The sequence below is a fragment of the uncultured Sunxiuqinia sp. genome (genome assembly GCF_947495665.1).
Taxonomy (GTDB): Bacteria; Bacteroidota; Bacteroidia; order Bacteroidales; family Prolixibacteraceae; genus Sunxiuqinia; species Sunxiuqinia rutila.
Genome location: NZ_CANLZV010000002.1, coordinates 30,053 through 54,112 on the forward strand (window position 1 = coordinate 30,053; position 24,060 = coordinate 54,112).

Sequence of the window (24,060 nt, forward strand, 5' to 3'; positions counted from 1 at the left end):
CCAAATGGTAATTGGTTTCATCCTGATGAAGGCGAGGGGAGAGGCGCGTTTTTGGCGGACGATTTCCGGATCATCGAATGGTTTTTCTATATTCGTTGTTCAATTACTATTAAACGAAAACGTATGCATATCAAATCGAACAATCTCATTCGCCTGATGCTGTTAGTGCTGTTAGCCACCCAAATAAGCCTGGCATCGGCTGGTACTGGTAACCAAACAACTCCGGAAGAGCCGGTTGAAACCCAGTCGGTCTTTCGTACCAAACCCTTTCTTCAAAATCCGATTGGTGGAGGAATTACCGTATCGTGGTTTACCCATGTGCCCACACATGGATGGGTGGAATTTGGCATGGACGAAAGCCTGGGCACTAAAATGGAAACCCTGATTGCGGGACAGGTTGTGGCCAACGTGAAACAGCACAAGGTGCGGCTGAACGGACTTCAGCCGGGACAAACCTACTATTACCGGGTGTGCTCCAGGGAGGTGCTGACTTATGGAGCCTACAAAAAGGAATTCGGAGAGGTGGCCTACAGCGAGACCTACCAGTTTACACTGCCCGATACGAAGAGCCCCGATTTCACCGCCATTATTTTTAACGATCTGCACCAGAAGAAGCAAACCCTGCAGCAACTGATGACACAGCTTGAAGGGGTGAACTACGATTTTGTGATTTACAACGGCGACTGCATTGATGACCCGCGCAGTGAAGATCAGGTGCTTAATTTCCTGACCTTTTCCAATGAGCAGGTTAATGCGGCCGAAAAGCCTGTGTTTTACATCCGTGGAAATCACGAAATACGAGGTGCCTATTCGGTGGAATTCAACCAGCTTTTTGATTATGTAGGGGGGAAAACCTATGGTGCTTTTAACTGGGGCGATACCCGTTTTGTGATGCTGGATTGCGGCGAGGACAAACCCGATTCGCATCCGGTTTATTATGGCCTGAACAGTTTTGAGCAATTGCGAAACGATCAGTTGGATTTTCTTCGCCATGAAACCAAGAGTAAGGCCTTTAAAAAGGCTGCCAAGCGGGTGCTGATTCACCACATTCCCTTGTATGGCATGGATGAGAAATACTACCTGCCATGTGCTGAGCTGTGGGGCGAAACCTTAAACAAAGGCCGGTTTGCCGTTGCCATAAACGGGCATACCCACAGTTCTGCCTACCAAGAAGCGGAAAGCCTGGGCAATGCTTATCCGGTAGCGATTGGCGGTGGCTACAGTGCCGACAATGCCACGGTGATGGTGCTGAGCAAAACCGGCAATACGTTGCACCTGAAAATGATTGGCTACGATGGTACTGTATTGGGCGATTTTTATTTCTAAGCGGAGATGCCAATTGGGCCGGAGATAAATACTTCTTGCACCAGATTCGGTCTGAATTTTCAAATTCGGGATTTAAGTTGTATCATTGCAGGCTATTAATCGCACAGCGTAAAAAAGAATTAATGAATTTATCATTTTCCATCATCAACATGACAACTATGTGTTGCTGTATGTTTTTCAAACATGTGGAGGGTGATGCTGTGCTTCTATAAATTATAGAATACTTAAATATAAAAATAGGTTTCAGCCCTTCACAGTTTTGTGAAGGGCTTTTTTTTTACTAAAAATTCAAAAAAGAATGGCAGATTTAAATTTTAAAATTGAAGGTGAAGCTCAAACAGGAGCGCGATTTGTTGCCGGAGCACGGCAGTTTACGATTGTAATTGATGAGCCCCCAGCGCTTGGAGGAGATGACCTTGGAGCAAACCCTGTTGAATACCTTTTGGCAAGTTATGCCGGATGTATCAATGTTGTTGCCCATCTTACAGCGAAAGAACTGGGAATTCAGGTTGAAAAATTGGGTATTGAGGTCAGTGGTAACCTGAACCCTGCCCGCCTGATGGGGCAGGCAGATGCCGAGCGTGCCGGATTTAAACAAATTGATGTCAAGTTTTCGCCCATTACCGATGCCGGGCCCGAGCAAGTCAATCAATGGATTGCGCTAATCAAAGATCGTTGTCCAATTAATGATAACCTGACCAATACGACTCCTTTGACCTTTAATCTGGTTTCGGAGGAAGTAAGTGTTTAAGTAGTTTTAAGGAAGCTGTCTGGAAAGTCACTGGAGTAGGAAAAACCGTCATTGCGAGTGAAACGAAGCAATCTGCTATTTAAAAGATTGCTTCAGTCGTTCCTCCTTCGCAATGACGAAGAACCATACTTTTTAGACAGCTTCATTGCTTTTTCATTTTATCCCAGCACCCGAAAGGATGCGCGCAGGAGCAGTGTCAGATCAAATAAGCCATTGCTAGGACGATGCTGCTGGCTGCTCGATGTTGACGGAAGCTTCTGCATGATTGTTTGCTTCCGGGCTACCTGCCGCCTGTTGCAGGCCCAGGTAACAAGCCAGACGATCGGCGCAAGCTCCTTGTTTTTTATTTGCTTTAAGCATCCAGGAATAGTTTAACTGCAACAAACCGCCACATCCAACTTGATTAAAAAGTTCTCTTAGTTGCTGATGCTCTTTAATATCGGATGCAATAAACGTGTGGAGACGATCAATTCCAAGGTAAGCCTTATCCAGTTTGGCCAGGCCGGCCAGCTCTTGAAGCTTTTTCCCTTCGGGTGTTCCGTTGTTGGTTACAAAAAGGAAGGTTCGAACCACCAGCTTATCGCCAATGATATCAGCTTTCAGATAACCCAGCCGGATGTCGCCCTCAGTCATTGGGAACAGAAAGCTGTTGGGTTTACCTGCCGGAAGCGGTTCTTGCAGCAAGGCCGTAACGATATACAAATACCCTAAATCAACGAAAGGTTTTCCGAGCCGTTCTTCCATACGCACCAAAACATGCTTTTGCATAAATACCTTTAGCGGAAACTTTTGCATCATTCCTTTCAGTCCCAGTTTTTCGGGAGTGATTGTAAGAGGAGTAAATGTTTGTTGCGTATTTAAACAGACCTGGAATACGGTGCGCCGGTGTCCGCCAATTTCCAGCAACTCGGTTTCCACCTCTTTTTGTTCCACCACATAGTTGTTGTAGAAAGCCGATAAATCGAGGGGGGAGCGATCATCCTCCAGCTTTTCTTTAACAAAACGGGTCGTACTGGTTGTGAAATCGGAAAACAACCAGGCTAGCGTCTCTAACCGGCGTTCAACCGTATTGAATACTTTTAGGCGTTGTGCATCAAACTCCTCTTCTTCAAAAATAGGGAAACACGCATAAAACTGTTCGCCAACATCGGGCTCCTGCCGCGCCACATTGCGCCAAAATAAGAACAGGGTTTCGGCATAGATTGAAAAATCATACAAGCTCATCTTGATTTGGTGCTTGTCCAGCTCAACCCAGGTGTGCTGCAATAAGCGAGTTAAGTTGCTATTCAGCATCTGTAAGGCAGCTTTCGATGCCCGCTTCCCTTCGGTTGGGTTAATGACCTTAAAAGGACGAATGCGGGTGTGATAAATCATCAGGCGCCTTCTTTTATTGAGCAAATCAAAGGCCGAATCATCGCCCAGTAGCGCCATAATTTGTTTCAGCTTTTTAAAAAACTCGTTTTGGCGGTGCTGACGCTCTTGTTTGTTTTGAATGGCATTGTTTTTCTTTTTCCGTTTCATAAGCAGTGGTAGGTTAAGTTAAGCAGGGCGTAACCTATTCGGTTAGAATAAAAAAGATATTAAAAAATGCGCTTCAATGCAACAGTTTCGGATACCTCCGCTGGTGCCAATTCCAATTTGTGCCTTGCCCCTCAAGGTAAATAACTTCTTGCTTTTACAAGCAAGGCCGGATTTGAAAAACCGCGCCAGCGGAGGCGGGCAACACCGCGTTCAGCCATTGTGCTGCACACTTAATTGTTAACATCAGTTTTTCATATTCTGCCGTCTTTTGCCAGTTTGTAAAATATTGTAATAAAATGTAAAGTATCTAGGATTATCCAAATAAAAAGAAGGATGTAAATGCTTACAAACCATTCTTTTGATTTTAATAAACTTATTTTGTCAAATAATGATGAATACAGCAACGAATAAAATCCAAGGCTTATAGACAAATACACGATTCGTTTATTATAGTCAATAAGTCTCGAATACAAATTTCCATCTTTTATTTCTTTTGTCGATTGAATAATTAATGCCAAAACTGTTAATAGGAAACCGAATAAAATAAATGAAATGTCAACACTTTTGGAAATAATTAAAGTTGGGTCTTTGCACGATAATAAATTTGGAAATACAAGATTTAATACTCCCGCCAAAAGAGCAATGAAAGGGGCGTGAAGAATTTCCAGATAGTATTTATCAGTTTTCATTGTATTGGAGCTAAAATTCTAAAATCATCTCTACAACCAACATAAACTTCAAACAGGGAAGTGGTTTTTTCCCTAATTTGTGGGTCACTCAGTACATTAGGTTCATCAACACTAAGTGTTTTGTGATACCTATCTAAGAGTAAATCAATATCGTCTCTTTTTGTGACATCTTCTTCAATGTCTTGATAATAACCAGAAATGGTGAATTTTTCGACAATTCTTTCGTCGTAGTTATTGGCTAACCTTTGAATGCGCCTGATTAAATTACTTATTATTTGATTTGGCATTCCCTCCAAAGGACGACCTTTTATATCAAACTTTAAATCAACTGTATCTGAATTTAATAATTGGCAAGTATTTATTGCTGAAGAAATAGCGTCATTTTCATCCAAAAAGTCCTGGATTCGAACAGATGGATTAGCTATTTTTACTTCGACACTCTTATAAATATCAAGATTAAGCATCCTTTGATATGCTTCAATTCTCAATAAAGGAGCAAATGAAATGTCTAATAATTCATCCTCATTTTCGTTAAATAGATTTATTAGATATCGTCTTAATGATGAAAGGTAACATCCATTTTTATTGAATTCATACATTAAAACTCCAAATTGTTTGTCATAAATAAAAACGTTGGCATAACCCAATCCTTCTCCATCTCCTTCGTTGATTTGGATTTGTTCAAATGTATTTTGTGTTGGATTATGTTTTGGGGGAATACCCGTTTGCTTTGTCGTATTTACATACCCTTGAAAGTAGTCGTCGGTTTCCCTTATTCTGTGCAGAGAGATTAGTTTGCCATTTCCTTCATCATAATTCATATCAAGGACTGAATTTAGGACTTGGGGGAATGATATTCTATTCTCGGAGAGACTTACTCTCATCGTTTCGATTTTTTTTCTTCGTACTGTCATAGGTCAGGTTTTTTTTAATTGGCGCTAATGTCCGTGTATATTTTCCAGGTACATATATCCCGCTAGTATTCGACTAGCTTTTTACACTTTCGATGATTGTTTTGCTATGCCGGCTTGAAAAGGGGTAGGAGGGCTGGTGTTTAAATTCATCGTTTTAAGTTTAGTTGGTTTCGATTTCGCCGATTAAGTTATAAAAATTTACAAAATGTATGTACGAGTAAGCGCCTTTTTATTTTCGTTCTAAATAGCTGATAATCTTCATGGAGCATTTTCTATTTAACACCTCAGGGGGGTACCTCCGAGGTACCCCCCCCCACCTCTGAGGTACCCCTCCCCACCTCCAAACCGAACTCGCGGAGGTCGAACATGAACTCGCGAGGGTCAAAACCGAATTCAGTTCCCTTGGAGGTGAATTAGTTCGGCTAAAACATGAATTAATTCGGGTCTGAACCAAACTCATTCGGGTCTGAGGTGAATTGATTCGGTAAAAAGGTGAATTAGAGCAGGTCGGAATTGAACTCGCGCACCCAAAAGCTGCTTGAAAGCGGTTTTTAGCTCCGGCAGTTCGGTCGCAAGCTGAATGCACTTGGTTTTAACCGGGGGCAAGCTTACTGGCGCTCTTTTGGAGCGAAGCTAAAACAGCAAACCGGAATTGGCTTGCTGTTTGGCTCTTCCTGCTGTTGGTTCGTTCTACTCGGCCGAACTCCTTGGCCCATTGCTGGCAAATCGTTTCCGCAAATCCTCGTAAATGGCTTTTGAGCCGGGAATACTGAGTTTGGCGGCCTGTTTCACCGAGTTGTAATAAGTAAGTGCTGCGGTGTAGCTTTCTGATCCGGCCTGGGTGGTGGTGTCATCCAGGTTCAACACCAACTGCTGAACGGGGCGCAAGACCGCCATAAGTTTCTCCCAGCTATCCATGTCGTTCTTGAAACCTTCAACATCGAGGAAAGGAGGTGCAAACTGAGGATCGCTGTTGGAGTAATCCAGGCATTTCTCGACAAACGGAGCCGTGCCATCGCTCATTTTCGGTAGCGCCATCCGCTCATCGGCATTTAAGGCAATCAGGTAAGGTTTCAGCAAAGTAACGGCTTCATTGATGTGGTTTGCTGCTTCTTCGGCCACGGTGTCGGGCAACTGGTAATTAATCTTATTTTCCATCTGTTTAGGTATTAAATGATTAGTGACTAAAAGTTAAATGTTCTTTTTCATCTCTCATAAGAATTTACCATAAATTTCATGAACTGACCATTTTAGCCCCGAAATGAGCCCTCCCGACTCATGAACGAACATTTTTGCCCCTCAAACAAAAGCAAAAAGCATTGGTTTTCAGGATCATTTCTTCTGACTTACTCGTCAAAAACAGTCGTTGAGTCGAGAGTCGCTTGTCACGAAGGCACGAGGACATGAACGTACGAAGGCACGAAGGCACGAGGTCACGAAGGAATGAAGTCACGAACGCACGAGGGCACGAAACTGTCAACATCCAACTTCTCCATTTCGCCGGAAGAACAAGATTTCACACCTTACGCTAGTGGTTGGATTTCCTTCCATTCTCGAAGGGAAAGTGTCCCGGGAACCGGGACGGATGGGTTACCCAAAAGTGAGCAGATGAGCCAGGCAGCAGGGAGAAGGGAGAGGGCACGAAGGTACGAAGTCAAGAACGCACGAGGGCACGAACTCAGGAACTGCTGATAACTGAAAACCGACAACTGACGACACTCCTTTTTAACCGCAAAGACGCAAAGAGAACCGTGAAGAAAAGAACACACGAAGTCACGAACGTACGAAGGTATGAAGTCACGAAGGCACGAACGTACGAAGGTATGAAGTCACGAAGGCACGAACGCACGAGGGCACGAAACTGTCAACATCCAACTTCTCCATTTCGCCGGAAGAACAAGATTTCACACCTTACGCTAGTGGTTGGATTTCCTTCCATTCTCGAAGGGAAGGTGTCCCGGGAACCGGGACGGATGGGTTACCCAAAAGTGAGCAGATGAGCCAGGCAGCAGGTACGAACGCACGAACGCACGAAGGTATGAAGTCACGAACGCACGAGGGCGCGAACTCAGGAACTGCTGACAACTGACGACACTCCTTTTTAACCGCAAAGACGCGAAGAGAACCGCGAAGAAAAGAACACACGAAGTCACGAACGTACGAACTCACGGGGGCCGAAGCTAGCAAAACCTAACTCCCCAGCTTCTCCGCCAGGTGAAAACCCTCGTCTGCCTTGATCTTTTCGTTCTTTTGGATTAAGCCAAAAGGACAAGGTTGCTTGATGGAAAAGAGCAGAACGCATGGGGCAAAGAGCAAGGAAGAAGCGGGGCAGGTGAATCATCCAGTAAACAGTGATCGAGGAACCGATTTTGTTTTAATCAAACTCTCCCCGGAGTCGTTTTCAATCCTAGCGGATTAAACCGACTCTTCCCCTCTCTTTTAAAGAGAGGGGAAAAGCCTGCAAAGCGGGCTTGGGGAGAGTTTTGAAATAAGCTGTACCTATTTAATCAGGCAGTTACGGAGATTCTATTTCCAACTTCACCGCAAGAAATGAAAAGCCTCGTTTACACTGAAGCCTTAATAACAAAACCACCTCGTCACCGGTAACCCGGCGCCACTCCTCCTTGCTAAAAAGGAGGAGAAAAGAGCGCATCGGCAAACGGTGCCTACAACCTGACAGCGTCGGAAGGTCCTGTCAGCGTTTAATCAAAACCGACAACTTCTGACCAATAACAGATCCTGAAACAAGTTCAGGAAGACGCTCAAAGCGGATAACCGAAAGCACGAGGGTACGAACTCAGGAACTACCGACAACCGACAACTGACAACCGAAAACTGACAACACTCCTTTTTAACCGCAAAGTCGCAAAGAGAACTGAAAAGGTTAAAGAATCAAGGAGAAAGGTTAAAGGAGGAATCCAATAAAGCTTATTTTTCATTAAACCTTAGTAGTAAGATGCAGCCCCAAACGATCAACCTTATTTCCTTATTTTAATCCGACTTAATTCGTATTTGATAATAGTAGATATCCTCTTTGAATAAGGTAATAAGGTTTGCTTTGTGAAAAATTGAATAGTGCTACTAAGGTTTTATGAAACGCACCTTACGCTAGTGGTTGGATTTCCTTCCATTCTCGAAGGGAAGGTGGCCCGGGAACCGGGACGGATGGGTTAAGGAGAAGTGAGCAGATGAGCCAGGCAGCAGGGAGAAGGGAGAGGGCACGAAGGTACGAAGTCAAGAACGCACGAGGGCACGAACAATCCGAATAACCGACAACTGACAACACTCCTTTTTAACCGCAAAGACGCAAAGAGAACTGAAAAGGTTAAAGAATCAAGGAGAAAGGTTAAAGGAGGAATCCAATAAAGCTTATTTTTCATTAAACCTTAGTAGTAAGAAGCAGCCCCCAAAAGATCAACCTTATTTCCTTATTTTAATCCGACTTAATTCGTATTTGATAATAGTAGATATCCTCTTTGAATAAGGTAATAAGGTTTGCTTTGTGAAAAATTGAATAGTGCTACTAAGGTTTTATGAAACGCACCTTACGCTAGTGGTTGGATTTCCTTCCATTCTCGAAGGGAAGGTGGCCCGGGAAACCGGGACGGATGGGTTAAGGAGAAGTGAGCAGATGAGTCAGGCAGCAGGTACGAAGTCACGAACGCACGAACGCACGAACAATCCGACAACCGACAACCGAAAACTGACTCTCACTTTACTTCAAATACAAATTGCTGTCGCCATAGCTCAGAAAGCGGTAGTTGTTGTTCAGCGCGTGCTGGTAAACCCGCTGCCAGTCGTCGCCCAAATAGGCTGAGATGAGCAAGAGGAGCGTGCTTTGGGGTTGGTGAAAGTTGGTAATCATGCCATCGACCAATTGAAATTCGTAGCCCGGAACAATAATGATTTGGGTGGATGCCACCAGGTGACTCAGTTGGTTTTCATCCAGGTAAGTCAGCAGGGCATTCAGCACTGTTTTTACGGCCGGTTTTTCCTCCTTGCGGTAAGGCGACCATTGCTCAACGGTGAGGTTCTCGGGCGAAAGCTGCTTGTTTTCAAGCAAGCTTACCCCCAGCCAGTAAAGACTTTCCAGCGTACGGATGGAGGTGGTTCCAACGGCAATCAACGGCCCTTCGTGCTGCAAAAGCTGCTCCAGCAACGGACGCGAAACCACGATCTTTTCGGCATGCATTTCGTGTTCGGCAATGGTAGCCGCTTTGACGGGCTTAAATGTTCCGGCACCAACATGCAGGGTCACTTCGGCCAGGGAAATGGATTTTTTCTTCAGCGCTTCAAAAACCGAATCGGTAAAATGCAGTCCGGCTGTTGGCGCAGCCACCGAACCTTTAATTTTCGAGTAAATGGTTTGGTAACGCTCCAGGTCGCTGGCTTCGGTATCGCGGTGCAAATAGGGGGGAATGGGCAAGATGCCGCTGGCCTCAATCAAGGAAGCAAAATCAACCGTTGCATCGTTCCAGCTAAATTCAATCACCACATTGCCCGGAGTTTGCTGTTGTTTGCTGGCAACCAGTGTAACGGGCTTCCCATCTACCAGAACCTCTTTCTCCAGCGGTTCATTTTTCCACTTTTTCAGGTTCCCCACCATGCAGTTCCAGCTGCACTTTTGGGTTTGCTGAAAAGCGACCTGGTAATCAGCAGGCGATTCCGGATCGAGGCAAAAGATTTCAATCTGGGCCCCTGTTTTTTTCTGAAAAGGCAAGCGCGCACGAATGACTTTGGTGTTGTTGAAAACCAGCAGGCTTTTTTCAGGCAGGTAATCGGCAATGGAGCGAAAGCTGGCATCGCTGATTTCGCCATTTTTCCACACCAACAATTTTGAGGCATCCCGCTCGTCCAACGGATATTTGGCAATCCGGTTGTCGGGTAACTCATAGTTCAAGGCCTGAGCACTTTGATTAAAAACAGGTTTTATGACTGATTTTTCATTCATGGGCCGCAAAAGTACGGAATAATTATTTTCGGTTAAAATTGTTCTTAATTTTGTAGTAAAAATAGAACGAAATGATAAAAGTAGGAGATCGGGTAAAGTTTATGAATGATGTCGGCGGAGGCATCGTGACCAAGATAATCAGCAAATCCCTGGTTCATGTTGAAAATGACGATGGGTTTGAAATTCCAACCCTGGTAACCGAGTTGGTTGTGGTGAATGAAGAGCTGGACATCAACCAGAAACCTTCGGTTGAACAGTTTGCCGCTCAGGCCAGCCCGAAAAAACCAACTCCGGAACCCGAGCCGGTTAAAGCCAGCCCGGTGATGATTGCAGGCAACGATGAGCCGAACTTCCAGTTGGCTTTTGTGCCGGACAACAGCCGGAATCCGTTGGAGGGATCCATTAAACTGTATTTAATCAACGATAGTAATTTTTCGGTGCTCTATCATTTTTCGGAGTTTAAAAACAATGAATACACCAGCAAGGAAGCCGGAGAACTGGAGCCCAACACCAAATTGTGGCTCGATTCGATTGCCCAGGTGGATATTGCCGGACTGCCCGAGTACTTTTTCCAGCTGATCTGCTTTCGCGAGCAATCCAGCCGACTGGAAAAGCCGGTAGAAGCGTCAGTAAAAGTGAACCCGGTGAAGTTTTATAAAACCGGCAGCTTTGTCGCCAATGACTTTTTTACCGAGAAGGCCATGCTGGTGAAGTTAAACCAGTCGGCCATGGAAAAGGCGATAGAGAACCTGACCGAAAAGGAAGTGAAAAAAGTGGTTCGCCAGAAAGAACCGGCACGCAAGGTTAAGCCGGTGGTTGAAAATACCGATTTGCTGGAAGTTGATTTGCATATTCATGAGCTGATTGATAATACAAAAGGGCTAAGCAACAAGGAAATGCTGGACTTGCAGATGAAGCATTTTCATGAAAAGATGGATGAAGCGATCAAAAAGCAGGTGAAAAAGGTGGTTTTCATTCATGGTTTAGGCCATGGAACCTTGAAACAAGAGCTCCGTCGTGAGCTGTCGCACAAATACAAACGATATGCCTTTCAAGATGCCAGTTTTCAGGAATATGGCTATGGCGCCACAATGGTTATTTTAAGAAAATAAACGGCATTAGGGTGCTGGAATATCAGCATTTTTCATAATTTTGCCGGGCAGACCGCTCTATCGCTTTTCCTGAGCAATCGGGGAAGGAGGAAAGTCCGGGCAACGCAGGGCACCATGTTTCTTAATGGGAAGGCGGGCGAAAGCTTGCAGTAGTGTAACAGAAAATAACCACCTCGATTCGTCGGGGAAAGGGTGAAAAGGTGAGGTAAGAGCTCACCGGTTCCGGAGGTAACTTCGGAAGCCGTACACCTCATGGGTTGCAAGACCAAATATATCACGACCAGGGGCGGCCCGTTCCATTTCAACTTGGTTGAAAGTCGTGAGGGGTAGGTTGCTAGATCGTAGCAGTGATGCTGCGGCCAGATAAATGATAGAGGTTCTTCGTCTTCTGACGGAGAATACAGAACCCGGCTTATAGGTCTGCTTTTTAAAATTAAAAACAAACGAACAAACTATTCGCATCACTTTTGTGTGCAAATAGTTTGTTTAGTTTTAGGACATCGCTGCATGGTGTCAAAAGCATTACAATTCCATGGTACAGAAAATAGTCACACTCGTATTTCCTTTATTCGTATCCCTGGGTTTGCTGGCTCAAAACACAGCAAACAAACCCGCTTTAAGTCTGGAGTCAAGAACGCTTGTTTCTACCGGTAATCAGCTTCCTTTTTGGATGCAGATGAACCAGCTGGGCATGGTTGATGGCTCAGACGCATTTCAACAACTCGTTGTCCTGCATTGGCTGCAGCAACCTCAGGAACTCGATCCGGAGCAATGGCAGTTTTCGTATGGCCTGAGTGTGGCTGGACGTTTGTCGGAACATGCCGTGCTTCAACCCAATGAATACTGGGGACGGCTGCACTATAAAGGATGGTACCTGCATGCGGGCGCCAAGGGGGAACCGGTTTTCGCCAATGGCTTGAGCATGACCAATGGAAATATGTATTTGTCGAACAATGCGCGTCCGATGCCGCGTGTGGGCTTCGGAACGACCAACTTTCAGTTGTTTCGTTCGGGATGGCTTAGTCGTTTTGCCTTCGACTTCGAGTACAACGAATATTTTTTGCTGGATGACCGGATTGTGGACGATGCGAATTTGCACCACAAGCGGCTGGATATGAATTATACGATTGCTGAAGGATGGCGCTTGTCGCTTGGCCTGGATCATTGGGTTTTTTGGGGAGGGACCTCTCCAACACATGGAGAACTACCGGGATTTGAAGATTACCTGAGATACGTTTTGGGACATACCGGAAGCGAAAATGCGCCGGAGACAGATCAGAATAATGTTGCAGGAAACCAATTGGGTAATTATGCGTTTTCGCTTACCCGCGAAGCCGAAAACAGCTCGGTTGAACTTTACTGGCAACATCCTTGGGAAGATGGTTCCGGCACGCGTTTCGAAAATATGCCCGATGGACTCTGGGGCGTTTCCTGGAAGCAGCACCAGCCGCACCAGCTTTTGGAAGCAATGGTTATTGAGTATGTCAACACGCGCCATCAAAGTGGAAAGTACCACAAAGAACCCAATCCGGATAAGCCTGGTGAGGTGATGGGGAATGGGCGCGACAATTATTTCAACAACAGTGTCTACCGGTCGGGCTTTGTCAGCTATGATCGCATGATGGGGTTACCGCTTTTTATTCCCGGATTCAATGCGGATGGTGTTTCCAGTGGATTTCCCAACACCCGTCTGTGGGCTGTTCATCAAGGCATGAATGGCTGGCTGTCGGAGCAAATTGGCTGGAAAACCCTGGCAACTTACTCCAAACACTACGGACAACATTGGGCTGAGTATCCTCGACCGAAAGAATTGTTGTCGCTGGCTGCACAGGTCGATTATTATCTACCCACCAAGCCTCTGGCCTTTTCGTTGAAACTGGCTTACGATAACGGAGCAGTGCTTGATTCGGGCTTTGGTGCCGAACTGCGTGTGCGGTTTACCTTGAAATAAGCACGAGCCGTGCGATTAGCTTGGGAAACTTTATCCTGATCGAATCGGATAAGGCAATAAACTTACATTGATTACTGGTCTGTCTGGAAGCTCTACGTGAAGCTATTCATTCAATAGCCGTCTTGCGTTTCCATTGATTGACTAATTGAAATAGTTGGCCTGGGCACTAATTGCCCGGCAGCTAAACCCATTAGCTGATTGAAACATCATTGCAAGCAAGCTTTTTTGAAGCCTGTTAATTCTGATAAATCTTCTTCTTTGTTTCCAGGATATGGAACGGATCTTCCTGCAAAGGAAGGCCTGTTGACAGAATTTGACGGGTAAGCCGGATTTGCTGCTCTCTTCTTTCCGTAATCTTATCCGTCCGTTTTTTCAGCAGGGCGATGGCGCCAAAGCTCATTCCAAGCACTAGAATAAAACTGATGGTGCTTGACAAATAGGTTGCTGTTGCCAGCGTAAACGCAGCAAAAAAGGCGGTGTATAAAACCAAAAATGAGCTGGCCTGAATATGCTTCATGCCTGAGCGAATCAGCAGGTGATGAATGTGATTCATATCGGGTGAGAAAGGAGACCGCTTTTGGTAAATCCGGATCGTGAATACCCGTAAAGTATCGGTTACAGGAACGATCAGCAGAGACAGGACAAAGGCCGGTGCATTCTGCATTTTCACCAAGGTAGGCGCTGCGATATTCAAATTCAGAAACTGAATGACCAGAATTCCCAATAGCCCCCCCAAAATTAAAGAGCCGGTATCTCCCATGAAAATTTTGTTATCGCCTCCCCATAGGTTATAGCGAAGAAAAGCCAGTAAACTACCTGCAATGGCAAAGCTCAGAATGGCATATTGAATGTGTCCTGAAACAAAGAACCAGCTTCCTAAAACACCTGAAACCAGAATGGCAATGCCGGATGCCAGGCCGTCAATCCCGTCAATCAGGTTCATGGCATTGATGATGAACAGCAACAGCATGAAGGATAACGGAATGCTGATCCATGCGCTAATCTGGTTTAAGAAAAATAAGTTTGAAAGATTGGTAATCTCAACATTCCCTAAGGTAACCAGAATGATGGCTGCAACAATTTGAACCATCAGCTTTTTGCGGGCAGAAATCACCAGGATATCATCTTTTAGCCCAATGAAGAATAACATAATCAGTGCCGCAAAAATATACCGAAGCTCAAAAAAATGCAGGCTTCCAAGAAACAAGGTGGCTCCTAAACTTACTCCAATGAAGATACTTACTCCACCAAGGGTAGGAATAGCTGTTTTATTTAATTTTCGCGAATTGGGCTCATCAAACAAGTGTTTTTCGTTTGAAATGCGCACAATCGGCGGAATTGACAAATAAGTAAGCAGGAAACTTGCTGTGATAGCAGCAAATATATTTAATAAGTATTCAGTCATAAAAGTCGAGTTTGAAAGTGCAAAGGTAAATCGAGAATATGTTTTTTAGCAGCTTTTTGTGTTATTAAAACGTTTTGTTTTCATTCTACTTCAGGTTTGTTATGATTCGTTTGTCTGTCAGGTTTTTGTTCGTTTCATATTCGTTTGTTTTATTCCATCATCTGCTGTCAATTCTATTTTTAGCGTTATACCGATTCATTGAAATGTATACCTTTGTCCAACGAAATTGGATGTTCACTTATTATGAATTCCGAATAAACAAAAAAGGTAACCCTGGTTCAACTTCTTAGTTGATGTTTTTTTTTAACAATGGTTGCGTCAGAACTTTAAGTTTTTTTACTATGATCAAAAAGGGGGTATACAAATGGCATGCCGTTTATGTCAAATCCAGAGCTGAAAAACGTGCCTTGGAGGATTTAAGGTATAAAGGCATTGAAGTTTATTTGCCACTTCGTATCCAGAAAAAGAAATGGAGCGATCGGATTAAAGTAGTTGAAGAACCTCTTTTGAAAGGGTACTTGTTTGTGCGTGTCAGCCAGGCTGAGTATGCGGATGTGTTGCGGACAAGCGGCGTTGTGGCTTATGTAACCTTTGGAGGTGTGGCCGCCGAAATTCCGGAGAAACAACTCGAAGACCTGCGCTTGTTTCTGGATAAGGTGAATGCTTCGGTTTGTGTTACGAGTGAGGCAGTAACAAAAGGACAAAAAGTTAAAGTGGTCGGGGGTGTGCTCCAAGGCGTTGAAGGAGAAATTGCGGAAGTGCGTGGAAAGAAACGAATTGTGCTGCGTTTTGAAAGCCTTGGATGTGTCGTTTTTGCTGATGTTGCTATTGATTTAATTGAAAAAGTAGAGCCCATTGAGCCCTAAGCCTGTTGCAGCTTAAGCTGGGCATTCAGCACTTTATAGAGGGCAATTCCAAGAACAACCCCGGTGGTGTTAGCCACAATATCGAGCATGGAAAACTGACGCCCTGAACGCATCAGAATCTGTAAAATTTCCATAAACAAGCCCCAGCTGATAACAAAGGCATACAATTTCCAGCGTGCAACTTTGCTGGTATGAAAGGTCCATAAACTAAGCACGGAAAGAACAAAGTACATGCCGGCATGGATCAGTTTATCGGCGCCGGGAAACAGCGGCACCTGTGGCAAATCCTTGACAGGAAGCAATGAAAGAAGGGCAATAACTCCTAAGTAAAGAATGGTAACGGCTACTTTGACCTGAAATGGGATGTGGTTGAATATTTTTTTCATGTTTGTAATAAACGTCTCGTTGTCAATTTTGTTGTTATCAGCAAGTTTTGATTTTTTTGATAAAAAAGTGTCAAAATGATAATTTTGCAATTGCTTGCTTTATGTTGTGGGAATGCTGTTATTTGAAACCGACAAAAATAACGATAAATAGGGAGCTTATGAAAAAACGCTTGAACTTCGTACTCATTCTTTTAGTCATGCTAACCACTCCAGGATGGAGTCAGGAGCATCGTTTACAGTTTAATACTGATCAAACCTTTAAGATCGTTCAGTTTACCGATATGCATATTAAGGCGAAAGACCCGGCCTCAAAAGCTGCGTTTGAAACCATGGACAAGATACTGGACCAGGAAAAGCCGGATCTGGTGGTTTATACCGGTGATATTGTAACCGGAAAGCCAGTGCAGGAAGGATGGGAATTGGCCTTAAACCCTTGTGTGGAACGGAAAATTCCTTTTGCAGTGGTCTTTGGCAACCACGATGATGAACATGGCGTATCGCGTGCGGAACTAACAGAAATGATCCGCCAGATTCCTTATAGCTTATTGCAACCCAAAGTTAAGAAGGTAAATGGCTACGGGAACTATGTGTTGGAAGTAAAGTCAGCAAAGTCTGATGAGAATGCCGCGGTGCTTTATTGCATGGATTCGAATGCGTACAGCACGCTGGAAGGCGTTGACGGCTATGGCTGGTTCGATTTAAGTCAGGTGGTGTGGTATCAGCAGCAGAGCCGCAAGCAAAAGGAAAAGAACGGAGCTGTTTTGCCGGCCCTGGCCTTTTTTCATATTCCTTTGCCCGAATACCGCGAAGCTTACCGGAATGAAAAGAATCCGGCGATTGGTGTGCGTTTCGAAGATGAATGCGCCCCGAAAATTAACACCGGCATGTTGGCGGCCATGTTGCAGGCTGGCGATGTTATGGGCACCTTTGTCGGGCACGACCATGTGAACGACTACATGGCCTACTATCGTGGCGTGGCACTTACCTACGGACGCTTTTCAGGAGGGAAAACAACCTATGGCGATTTGGAGAACGGTGCCCGGGTGATTGTACTCCAGGAAGGCGAACGTGCTTTTGAAAGCTGGATTCGCACAGGTTCGGGCGATAAACTTTTGCCGGTAAATTTTCCGGCCGATTTTACAGAGAAAAAATAGAACGGACAAAGAAGGGGATTTTCACGCCCCGACGGAACTAAAACGAAGTAGATGCCATGAAAGCTTCTTCACTTAAAGAATTGCGGGACGAGCTGAAAATCTATCCGCCGGAACAATTGCAGGCTTTGTGCATTCGGCTGGCTAAATACAAAAAGGAAAATAAGGAGTTACTTACTTATTTGCTTTTTCAGGCCGATGATGAACAGGGCTATATTGAGGCGGTAAAGGAGGAGATTGATTTGGGGTTTGAAGGTATAAACATGAAAAATACTTACCTGATCAAAAAAGGGCTGCGCAAAATTTTGAAGGACACCAACAAGTACATCAAGTATTCGGGGATTAAAACCACGGAGCTGGATCTGCTTGTGCATTTTTGCCGAAGGGTACGAACATCAAAAATTCCCTTATCGCGTCATGTCGCACTGAAAAATATCTATGCACGCCAGGTGGCTAAAATTGAAACTGGATTAAGCAAGCTGCATGAGGATATTCAGATCGATTACCAGGACGATCTGATGTTTTTAAAGGCTTAGTAGCCGCCAAAAAAAAGCGAAACAGGATTCCTGCTTCGCTTTTTTTGTATGATTGATACCGATGATTAATCGTATTTGTGATTGGTTTCAGCATCTCCGCATTCACAGTCGCAGTCCAAGCCTTTTTCGTATTGTTCAAGGGCTCTCAGGCTCATTCCCATCGAAGAGAATCCACCATCGTGGAACAGGTTCTGCATAGTCACTTTCCTGGTCAGATCCGAAAATAGAGTGATGCAGTAGTCGGCACACTCATCGCCGGTTGCATTGCCAAGTGGAGACATCCGTTCGCCAAAATCGAGCAGTTTGTCCATTCCTTTCACGCCGCTTCCGGCAGTGGTAACTGTGGGTGATTGCGAGATGGTGTTGATACGAACATTGCGCTCACGTCCGTAGATGTAGCCAAAGCTACGTGCAATGGACTCAAGCAATGCTTTGGCATCAGCCATGTCGTTGTATCCGTAAAATGTGCGCTGCGCAGCAACATACGATAAGGCAACAACAGAGCCCCACTCATTGATTGCATCCAGTTTTCGGGCTGCCTGCAATACTTTGTGGAATGAAACAGCAGAGATGTCCAGCGTTTTCTCCAGCGATTTGTAGTCCAGATCACTGTAGTGACGTCCTTTGCGAACATTGGGTGACATACCAATGGAGTGGAGGATAAAATCAACTTTTCCACCCAGTACTTCCATCGATTTCTTAACCAGGTTTTCCAGGTCTTCAACATTAGTTGCATCAGCTGCAATAAGTTCAGCACCGCATTTTTCAGCTAATTCTGCAGTGTTTCCCATACGTAGGGCAACGGAAGTATTGGTTAATGTGAAGGTTGCTCCTTCTTCATGAGCGCGCTCAGCAACTTTCCATGCAATGGAATCTGCATTTAGTGCTCCGAAAATAATTCCTTTTTTACCTTTAAGTAAATTATAAGCCATGGTTTTAAATTTATGAGTTAAACAACTCTATTTTAAAATGGTTGTCAAAAATTATCAAACAATAAAAAAACCGGTAGTTGCCGGCAGTTTTTTAGATTTTCTCTATGCTGTTTTCAGGTAACCATCCCTGGTTCCCATCAGCTATTCGGATTTCTCGCCAACTTCCTAAACTGTCTTTTATTTCGACTTTTAGGCCTTCATGAATCAAAAACAAATCCGTTCCGGTTTCGGAAGGAGAGCTCTTTACGGTTACGCTAGGTTGAGTTATAATGGCAAAATTATGGCTAGTCATGCGTTTTTTCTGCCGCGCGGCAAAGTTAAAACTAAAAATGGAAATGGCTACGATTAATATTCCAAACCAGAATGAAAGTCGTTTGATGGCTACTGTGCGGGTAAAAAAGAATATGCCGGCAAGCAACAAAAACAAGACAAAGGAGAATACACTGATTTTTGCCCAGCCGTCCGTTGAAAACTTATTGGCGATGTTATGCCACCAACGCACGAAGAAAACCTGGGGCAGCGGATCGATGGCATCCACCACATGCTGATTGGCCAAATCCAGGTTGAATTGAATGTCTTCATCGTTTGGAGCCAGTAACTTGGCTCGCTCGTAACTGATGATGGCTTGGGTGACCTGACCGGTTTTGTAATAGGCATTTCCCAAGTTGTAATGCACTTCGGCTGATTCCTGGTCGCCGTTCAAAATTTCCAGGTAAGTGTCAATGGCTTCTTGGTATTCTTGCTTGGTGTAGTGTTCGTTGGCTTTTTCCAGCAGGCTGTTTTGGGCCACAGCATTTGCTGAAAAAAGAGCGAATAATATGATTTGAAAAATAGTCTTCATTGTTTCAGGTATTAACGAATTTGTTTTTCCAGTTTTCCCATCAAGGCTGCTGCCCTTTGGTAAAGGTCTTCCTTGGTCCCTTCAACCGCACTTGGCGCATAACGGGCATATTCACAGGTATCGACAATCTGAATAAATTCGGAAATGATTTCTGACTGAACTTGTCGTTTTTTCAACGATTCTGTTGCATTTTCCCGATTTAAATCAGCTGCCGGAATGCTCAGCTTATCGCTTAAGTAACCCCAGAAAGCTTTCAGAACGGCTTCGTAAAAGGCCTCGTCATGGTTCTGTTTCAAATGAGTGGCAGCGGCTTTCAAGCGTTTGCGTGCAATTTTATTAGCCTTTTTGTTTTTAACCAGTTGAACGTTGGCATTTTCTTTTAGCTTTTTTCGGTACACCAAGGCAACCATGGCAAAAAGCAACAAAGCACCAAGATAAATCAGGTAGAAAGCCAGACTTCCAAAGAAGGACGATTCCTTGGTTTTTAGCTTGTACTGCCCTTGTTTGATGAAACGAATGTCCTTACCAATAAAGCGCACATCTTCTTTCGAATACGCGCTGGTTACTGTCGTATTCTGGTCGTCGCTTCCTTTTTCAACCTGCAGCACAAACTCGTCCGATTGCTGGTAGCTGTACTTTCCGGTGGAAGGATTGAACGAGGCAAACTTTATGGGCGGAATGGTGTATTCGCCGGCAAATCGAGGAATAAACAAGTATTCAAATGTTTTAGTGCCCGTAAGTCCATTGGTTGAAGCTTTTAGTTTTTCATCAGTTTTAGGATCGTAAACTTCAAAATCGGCCGGAAATTCCACCTTGGGAGCATCAATCAGGCGCAGGTTTCCGTTTCCGGAAATCGTAATTTTCAAGGTGGCAGCTTCGTTTGATTTGAGTTGCTGCCGGTCAACCGAGGCCCTGAAGTTCAGTTTCCCAACTCCGCCGGCAAAGCTGGCAGGTGGCGATGGCAGCTCTTTTACGTTGACGCTAACCGGGTCGCTCACCACCTTGGCTTGAAGGGTACGGTAGTTGTCGAAAAAATCATCGAAAAAGCTGCGCTGTTGCCGAATACGCTGACGAACCAGACAGGTAATTTCAAAGGGATCGATGGTTATTTTTCCGGTTTGTTGCGGGAAAAGAATGGTCTTCTTCAGCACACCCACCTGGTAAATTTTATTGTCGAACACTTCGCGGGTGAAGCTGATTTGATTGGGAATATCAATTTCCTGAGTCCAGAATCCAGCGTAGGAGGGGAGTTTTACATCATCGAAACTGGTGATGGGCACATCCGGAGCCACATAGATTTTTACGGTGGCAATAATTTGTTCTCCCTTAAAAACTCGGCGTTTATCCAGATCTACTTTGACAAACAAATCTTCTTTGCCAATGTTGGTGGCTGAAGATGCAGGCTGCTGTTGCTGCTGCCCTCCTGAAGAAGTTTGTGGCTTTTGGCCTTTTACCACCTGAATTTTGAGTTCGTTGGACTCGTATACCTTGCCATCAACCTGAATGGAGGCCGGGCGAATGGTAAAAGTACCTTCCTCCTTGGCGCGCAAAATATAAATGTAAGAAAAGCTGACCGTTTGCGTCGTTTTTCCATTGATGATCTGGATGCTGGAACTTTGCGATGTGGAGGGCCCCATGAGTACATCAAAACTGGAGATTTCGGGTAACTGCAGGTTTGAGCCACGTTCATTCAAGGTAAAGGATAAACGAAACTGCTCGCCCACAGAAACCACATTGGGCCCCGACATGCTAAACTTTACGCTGTCGGCATCGGCAAAAAAGGCCGGAATAAGTAACAATAGTGTGACTATAATTTTTTTAATCATTGTGCTTAATTATGCTTTGACTAAAATTTGGTGCAAAAGTAAGAAATTATGAACTACCAGTCTTTGTCGGTTTTGCGTTGCTGCGCTTTGGCGGCCTTCGCTTTTTTTACTTTCTCTTGAATTTTTTCTTCATCGTTTTGCAGAGCCTGCAACAACCGTTCCGCATTTTCCTTTGAAATTTTTTGCTGCTGAGGTTGCTGTTGCTGCTGGTTTTGTTTGTTCTGGTCCTGATTCTGCTTTTGCTGGTCTTTATTTTGATCCTTGTTCTGATCTTTGTTTTGATCTTGTTGGTCTTTGTTTTGCTGTTGATCCTTATTCTGATCCTGCTGATCCTTGTTTTGGTCTTTATTCTGATCCTGGTTTTGTTGTTGCTGCTGTTGCTGCTGTTCCTGCTGTTTTTTCAGGTTCATGGCGTACACCAGGTTGTATTTGCTTTCCAGGTCATCCGGATTGTTGCGAAGCGCTTTTTTGTATGCCTCAATGCTTTCATCCAGTTTGTTTTGCATCATCATCGAGTTACCCAGGTTGTGGAAAGCCCGGGCTTTTTCATACTTATCTTCGCTTTTCTCGGCAATCTCTTCAAACTTGGAAGTTGCTTCTTCAAACTTCATTTGCTTATACAAGGCGTCGCCCAGGTTGAAGTTCCATTTCAAATCATCCGGTCGCTTGTCCAGGGCTTTGCGGTAGGCCGTTTCAGCCTGGCTAAATGCCACCGTGTCAATTTGGGTGGTGTCCTGCAAGGCCTGTTCAAAGATTTCGTTTCCTTGCCGTACGAACTTCCGTTCGTTTTGGGCCTGCGAACTGATGCCCAGCAAGAGCATAAAGATTAAAAGTCCTGTATGTAAGATCACTTGTTTCTTCATCATCCAAATAGTTTGATGTTTTTCAAATATTTGTTTTTCCGTTCTAAAATCAGAAAATCAACAAGAAGCATCAGGATGGCAAATCCTAAAAACCACTGAAACTGGTCTTCATAGTCAGAATAAACCAATGATTCCATTTCTGCTTCCTCCATCTTGTCAATCTCGTTAAAGAGTGTGTTTAAGCCTACCTGAGCATTGTTGGCACGAACATAGATTCCGCTTCCGGCTGCTGCAATCTGCTGCAGCATTTCTTCATTCAGCTTGGTAATTACCACCTTGCCATCCTTGTCTTTCCGGTAGTCCTTTTGTCCGTTTACAGAGACCGGAATGGGGCCGCCTTGGGGCAAGCCCATGCCGATGGTGTGCACGATAATACCACTTTCGGCCGCTGCTTTAGCCGCACCAATGGCATCGTCTTCATGGTTTTCACCATCGGTAATGATGATGATGGCTTTGTTGCCTTCAAACTGAGGGCTGAAAGACACTTGGGCCATCTCAATGGCCGCGCCGATGGCCGTTCCTTGGCGAGGAACAATGTCTGTACTTACCGAATTTAGGAATAGCTTGGCCGAAGGGTAATCGGTGGTAATTGGCAACTGGGTGTAAGCATCACCGGCAAATACAATCAGTCCGATTTTGTCATCACTCAGGTTGTCAATTAAACGCGAAATAGCCCGCTTGGCCCGCTCGAGGCGGTTGGGTTGAATGTCTTCGGCCAGCATGGAGTTAGACACGTCCAGACCGATAATCAGCTCCACGCCTTGACGCTTGACTGTTTTGAGTTTGCTGCCAAACTGAGGGCGGGCCAGTGCCACAATCAGTGAACTGATAGCCAGCAACCAGATAATGAATTTAACCACTGGTCGTGACTGGCTGACGTTGGGCATCAATTGGCTGATGGTTTCCGGCTGTCCGAAGCGTTCGAGGGCTTTTCGCCGGCTTCGTCGTGTAATCCAAAACAGGAGGATGAGCACTGGAATAATTGCCAGTGCGTATAGGTATTCAATATGTGCAAATCTGAACATTTCCATGGTCTGTGTCATTAAGGAATGTTTCTGAATAAGGTTGTTTTTAGGAAGAGTCCCAAGAGAAGAACAACTCCGGCCAGTATGGCCACTCGGCTGAACTCTTCGTCTTTCCGACTGTATTCCTTCACTTCCATTTTTGATTTTTCAAGCTGATCAATTTCCTCGTAAATCTGAATCAGCTTATCGTTGTTGGTGGCCCGGAAATAACGTCCATCGGTAATGTCTGCTATTTTCTGTAAAGTTTCCTCGTCAATTTTTACTTCCACCTCACGCATTTGGGTTCCAAAAGGCGTTTGCATGGGGTAGGGGGCGGTACCAATGGTTCCGACACCAACTGTGTAAACCCGGATGCCAAAGGTTTTGGCCAGCTCGGCAGCAGTTTCCGGAGCTATTTCGCCGCGGTTGTTCTCACCGTCAGTCAGCAGAATAATGACTTTGCTGATGGCATCACTTTCTTTCAGGCGAGCCACAGAGGTTGCTAGCCCGTTGCCGATGGCTGTTCCATCCTCAATCATACCACTTTCAATATCCTTGAAAAGGTTGATTAGCACCGCGTGGTCGGTGGTCAGCGGGCACTGGGTAAAGCTTTCGCCTGAAAAAACAACCAGTCCCATTTTGTCATCGCGGCGGCCGGAGATAAACTCGGTAGCCACATTTTTTGCCGCTTCCAACCGGTTGGGCTGGAAGTCGCGCGCCAGCATCGAGCTGGAGATATCCAGGGCAATAACAATGTCAATTCCTTCGGTGGTTACATCCTGCCAGCTGTTGGAGGATTGCGGGCGGGCCAGCGCCACAGTTAGCAGTCCAATACCGGCCAGTTGCAAAACAAAGGGCAAATGGCGCAGGTAGTGTTTCCAGCTTTTCGATAAGCCGCTAAATCCTTTTAAGGTTGAATACCGGATGCTTGCTCCTGCTTTTCGGTACCTGAAAAGATACCACACAATCATGGGAATGAGTACCAGCAACAGGTAAAAGAACTCCGGATTTTTATAGGTTACTCCGTTCATCATT

General features: G+C 44.9%; 20 protein-coding genes and 1 other RNA gene. 8 read left to right on the top strand and 13 right to left on the bottom strand.

What is annotated here, in order from left to right; translation table 11 throughout:
- The first annotated feature begins 123 nt into the window (after nucleotides 1-123).
- A complete protein-coding gene (locus Q1A18_RS03040; protein WP_299577226.1) occupies nucleotides 124-1,326 on the top strand; it encodes an FN3 domain-containing metallophosphoesterase family protein in 1,203 nt (400 codons plus the stop codon).
- A 298-nt stretch (nucleotides 1,327-1,624) separates the two neighbouring features.
- Nucleotides 1,625-2,077, top strand: coding sequence for an OsmC family protein (locus Q1A18_RS03045; protein ID WP_299577228.1), 453 nt, complete (start codon nucleotides 1,625-1,627; stop codon nucleotides 2,075-2,077).
- 216 nt (nucleotides 2,078-2,293) lie between these two features.
- Here the strand turns inward: Q1A18_RS03045 and Q1A18_RS03050 are convergent, their stop codons facing one another.
- The 5 genes from Q1A18_RS03050 to Q1A18_RS03070 form a co-directional block, all read right to left on the bottom strand.
- Complete coding sequence (locus Q1A18_RS03050) at nucleotides 2,294-3,598, bottom strand: hypothetical protein (RefSeq protein ID WP_299577230.1); 1,305 nt, start codon at nucleotides 3,596-3,598, stop codon at nucleotides 2,294-2,296.
- Nucleotides 3,599-3,849: 251 nt separating this feature from the next.
- Nucleotides 3,850-4,287, bottom strand: coding sequence for a hypothetical protein (locus Q1A18_RS03055; RefSeq protein ID WP_299577232.1), 438 nt, complete (start codon nucleotides 4,285-4,287; stop codon nucleotides 3,850-3,852).
- On the bottom strand, nucleotides 4,284-5,201 hold the full coding sequence (locus Q1A18_RS03060) for a DUF6731 family protein (protein ID WP_299577234.1): 918 nt from the start codon (nucleotides 5,199-5,201) through the stop codon (nucleotides 4,284-4,286). The genes Q1A18_RS03055 and Q1A18_RS03060 overlap by 4 nt, the downstream gene beginning before the upstream one ends.
- A gap of 690 nt (nucleotides 5,202-5,891) precedes the next feature.
- Nucleotides 5,892-6,359, bottom strand: a complete 468-nt coding sequence (locus Q1A18_RS03065; RefSeq protein WP_299577236.1) for a hypothetical protein — start codon at nucleotides 6,357-6,359, stop codon at nucleotides 5,892-5,894.
- Between the two features lie 2,557 nt (nucleotides 6,360-8,916).
- Nucleotides 8,917-10,152 carry an S-adenosylmethionine:tRNA ribosyltransferase-isomerase gene (locus tag Q1A18_RS03070; protein ID WP_299577238.1) on the bottom strand — a complete coding sequence of 412 codons (1,236 nt, stop codon included), beginning with the start codon at nucleotides 10,150-10,152 and terminating at the stop codon, nucleotides 8,917-8,919.
- Between the two features lie 71 nt (nucleotides 10,153-10,223).
- Between Q1A18_RS03070 and Q1A18_RS03075 the strand changes: the two genes are divergently transcribed.
- The 3 genes from Q1A18_RS03075 to Q1A18_RS03085 all read left to right on the top strand — a co-directional run bounded on the left by Q1A18_RS03075 (nucleotide 10,224) and on the right by Q1A18_RS03085 (nucleotide 13,215).
- Nucleotides 10,224-11,264: a DUF2027 domain-containing protein gene (locus Q1A18_RS03075; protein ID WP_299577240.1), complete on the top strand. Its 1,041-nt coding sequence runs from the start codon at nucleotides 10,224-10,226 to the stop codon at nucleotides 11,262-11,264.
- Nucleotides 11,265-11,308: 44 nt separating this feature from the next.
- An RNA gene (rnpB, locus tag Q1A18_RS03080) (RNase P RNA component class A) lies at nucleotides 11,309-11,695 on the top strand.
- Nucleotides 11,696-11,796: 101 nt separating this feature from the next.
- Complete coding sequence (locus Q1A18_RS03085) at nucleotides 11,797-13,215, top strand: capsule assembly Wzi family protein (RefSeq protein WP_299577242.1); 1,419 nt, start codon at nucleotides 11,797-11,799, stop codon at nucleotides 13,213-13,215.
- 235 nt (nucleotides 13,216-13,450) lie between these two features.
- On the opposite strand, the gene Q1A18_RS03090 is transcribed toward Q1A18_RS03085, so the two are convergent.
- Nucleotides 13,451-14,620, bottom strand: coding sequence for an MraY family glycosyltransferase (locus Q1A18_RS03090; RefSeq protein ID WP_299577244.1), 1,170 nt, complete (start codon nucleotides 14,618-14,620; stop codon nucleotides 13,451-13,453).
- A gap of 341 nt (nucleotides 14,621-14,961) precedes the next feature.
- On the opposite strand from Q1A18_RS03090, the gene Q1A18_RS03095 reads away from it, so the two are divergent.
- Nucleotides 14,962-15,486, top strand: a complete 525-nt coding sequence (locus Q1A18_RS03095; RefSeq protein ID WP_299577246.1) for a UpxY family transcription antiterminator — start codon at nucleotides 14,962-14,964, stop codon at nucleotides 15,484-15,486.
- Here the strand turns inward: Q1A18_RS03095 and Q1A18_RS03100 are convergent.
- A complete protein-coding gene (locus tag Q1A18_RS03100; RefSeq protein WP_299577248.1) occupies nucleotides 15,483-15,872 on the bottom strand; it encodes a VanZ family protein in 390 nt (129 codons plus the stop codon). The two genes, Q1A18_RS03095 and Q1A18_RS03100, sit on opposite strands and share 4 nt — an antisense overlap.
- Before the next feature lie 158 nt (nucleotides 15,873-16,030).
- Here Q1A18_RS03100 and Q1A18_RS03105 point away from each other — a divergent pair, with 158 nt between their 5' ends.
- Nucleotides 16,031-17,026 (top strand): metallophosphoesterase family protein, encoded by a 996-nt coding sequence (locus tag Q1A18_RS03105; RefSeq protein ID WP_299577250.1) that lies wholly within the window; start codon nucleotides 16,031-16,033, stop codon nucleotides 17,024-17,026.
- Between the two features lie 56 nt (nucleotides 17,027-17,082).
- Nucleotides 17,083-17,559, top strand: a complete 477-nt coding sequence (locus Q1A18_RS03110) for a hypothetical protein (RefSeq protein WP_299577252.1) — start codon at nucleotides 17,083-17,085, stop codon at nucleotides 17,557-17,559.
- Between the two features lie 65 nt (nucleotides 17,560-17,624).
- Here the strand turns inward: Q1A18_RS03110 and Q1A18_RS03115 are convergent, their stop codons facing one another.
- The 6 genes from Q1A18_RS03115 to Q1A18_RS03140 form a co-directional block, all read right to left on the bottom strand.
- Nucleotides 17,625-18,491 carry an SDR family oxidoreductase gene (locus tag Q1A18_RS03115; RefSeq protein ID WP_299577254.1) on the bottom strand — a complete coding sequence of 289 codons (867 nt, stop codon included), beginning with the start codon at nucleotides 18,489-18,491 and terminating at the stop codon, nucleotides 17,625-17,627.
- Nucleotides 18,492-18,582: 91 nt separating this feature from the next.
- Nucleotides 18,583-19,332 carry a tetratricopeptide repeat protein gene (locus tag Q1A18_RS03120; RefSeq protein WP_299577256.1) on the bottom strand — a complete coding sequence of 250 codons (750 nt, stop codon included), beginning with the start codon at nucleotides 19,330-19,332 and terminating at the stop codon, nucleotides 18,583-18,585.
- An 11-nt stretch (nucleotides 19,333-19,343) separates the two neighbouring features.
- The gene (locus tag Q1A18_RS03125) at nucleotides 19,344-21,158 is read right to left on the bottom strand and encodes a BatD family protein (RefSeq protein ID WP_299577258.1); all 1,815 of its coding nucleotides are present in this window, start codon (nucleotides 21,156-21,158) and stop codon (nucleotides 19,344-19,346) included.
- 53 nt (nucleotides 21,159-21,211) lie between these two features.
- The gene (locus tag Q1A18_RS03130) at nucleotides 21,212-22,024 is read right to left on the bottom strand and encodes a tetratricopeptide repeat protein (protein WP_299577260.1); all 813 of its coding nucleotides are present in this window, start codon (nucleotides 22,022-22,024) and stop codon (nucleotides 21,212-21,214) included.
- Nucleotides 22,021-23,064 carry a VWA domain-containing protein gene (locus tag Q1A18_RS03135; RefSeq protein ID WP_299577262.1) on the bottom strand — a complete coding sequence of 348 codons (1,044 nt, stop codon included), beginning with the start codon at nucleotides 23,062-23,064 and terminating at the stop codon, nucleotides 22,021-22,023. Before Q1A18_RS03135 ends, Q1A18_RS03130 begins: the two co-directional genes overlap by 4 nt.
- Nucleotides 23,064-24,059: a VWA domain-containing protein gene (locus Q1A18_RS03140; RefSeq protein WP_299577264.1), complete on the bottom strand. Its 996-nt coding sequence runs from the start codon at nucleotides 24,057-24,059 to the stop codon at nucleotides 23,064-23,066. Before Q1A18_RS03140 ends, Q1A18_RS03135 begins: the two co-directional genes overlap by 1 nt.
- Between the last annotated feature and the right edge of the window lies 1 nt (nucleotide 24,060).

Excerpts from the sequence above, each read along its gene's own strand:
- Q1A18_RS03090 (WP_299577244.1), bottom strand. The coding sequence starts at position 14,620 with ATGACTGAATACTTATTAAATATATTTGCTGCTATCACAGCAAGTTTC.
- Q1A18_RS03045 (WP_299577228.1), top strand. The coding sequence starts at position 1,625 with ATGGCAGATTTAAATTTTAAAATTGAAGGTGAAGCTCAAACAGGAGCG.
- Q1A18_RS03100 (WP_299577248.1), bottom strand. The coding sequence starts at position 15,872 with ATGAAAAAAATATTCAACCACATCCCATTTCAGGTCAAAGTAGCCGTT.
- Q1A18_RS03125 (WP_299577258.1), bottom strand. The coding sequence starts at position 21,158 with ATGATTAAAAAAATTATAGTCACACTATTGTTACTTATTCCGGCCTTT.
- Q1A18_RS03040 (WP_299577226.1), top strand. The coding sequence starts at position 124 with ATGCATATCAAATCGAACAATCTCATTCGCCTGATGCTGTTAGTGCTG.
- Q1A18_RS03055 (WP_299577232.1), bottom strand. The coding sequence starts at position 4,287 with ATGAAAACTGATAAATACTATCTGGAAATTCTTCACGCCCCTTTCATT.
- Q1A18_RS03065 (WP_299577236.1), bottom strand. The coding sequence starts at position 6,359 with ATGGAAAATAAGATTAATTACCAGTTGCCCGACACCGTGGCCGAAGAA.
- Q1A18_RS03130 (WP_299577260.1), bottom strand. The coding sequence starts at position 22,024 with ATGATGAAGAAACAAGTGATCTTACATACAGGACTTTTAATCTTTATG.
- Q1A18_RS03120 (WP_299577256.1), bottom strand. The coding sequence starts at position 19,332 with ATGAAGACTATTTTTCAAATCATATTATTCGCTCTTTTTTCAGCAAAT.
- Q1A18_RS03105 (WP_299577250.1), top strand. The coding sequence starts at position 16,031 with ATGAAAAAACGCTTGAACTTCGTACTCATTCTTTTAGTCATGCTAACC.
- Q1A18_RS03060 (WP_299577234.1), bottom strand. The coding sequence starts at position 5,201 with ATGACAGTACGAAGAAAAAAAATCGAAACGATGAGAGTAAGTCTCTCC.
- Q1A18_RS03075 (WP_299577240.1), top strand. The coding sequence starts at position 10,224 with ATGATAAAAGTAGGAGATCGGGTAAAGTTTATGAATGATGTCGGCGGA.
- Q1A18_RS03095 (WP_299577246.1), top strand. The coding sequence starts at position 14,962 with ATGATCAAAAAGGGGGTATACAAATGGCATGCCGTTTATGTCAAATCC.
- Q1A18_RS03140 (WP_299577264.1), bottom strand. The coding sequence starts at position 24,059 with ATGATGAACGGAGTAACCTATAAAAATCCGGAGTTCTTTTACCTGTTG.
- Q1A18_RS03050 (WP_299577230.1), bottom strand. The coding sequence starts at position 3,598 with ATGAAACGGAAAAAGAAAAACAATGCCATTCAAAACAAACAAGAGCGT.
- Q1A18_RS03070 (WP_299577238.1), bottom strand. The coding sequence starts at position 10,152 with ATGAATGAAAAATCAGTCATAAAACCTGTTTTTAATCAAAGTGCTCAG.
- Q1A18_RS03110 (WP_299577252.1), top strand. The coding sequence starts at position 17,083 with ATGAAAGCTTCTTCACTTAAAGAATTGCGGGACGAGCTGAAAATCTAT.
- Q1A18_RS03135 (WP_299577262.1), bottom strand. The coding sequence starts at position 23,064 with ATGACACAGACCATGGAAATGTTCAGATTTGCACATATTGAATACCTA.
- Q1A18_RS03115 (WP_299577254.1), bottom strand. The coding sequence starts at position 18,491 with ATGGCTTATAATTTACTTAAAGGTAAAAAAGGAATTATTTTCGGAGCA.
- Q1A18_RS03085 (WP_299577242.1), top strand. The coding sequence starts at position 11,797 with ATGGTACAGAAAATAGTCACACTCGTATTTCCTTTATTCGTATCCCTG.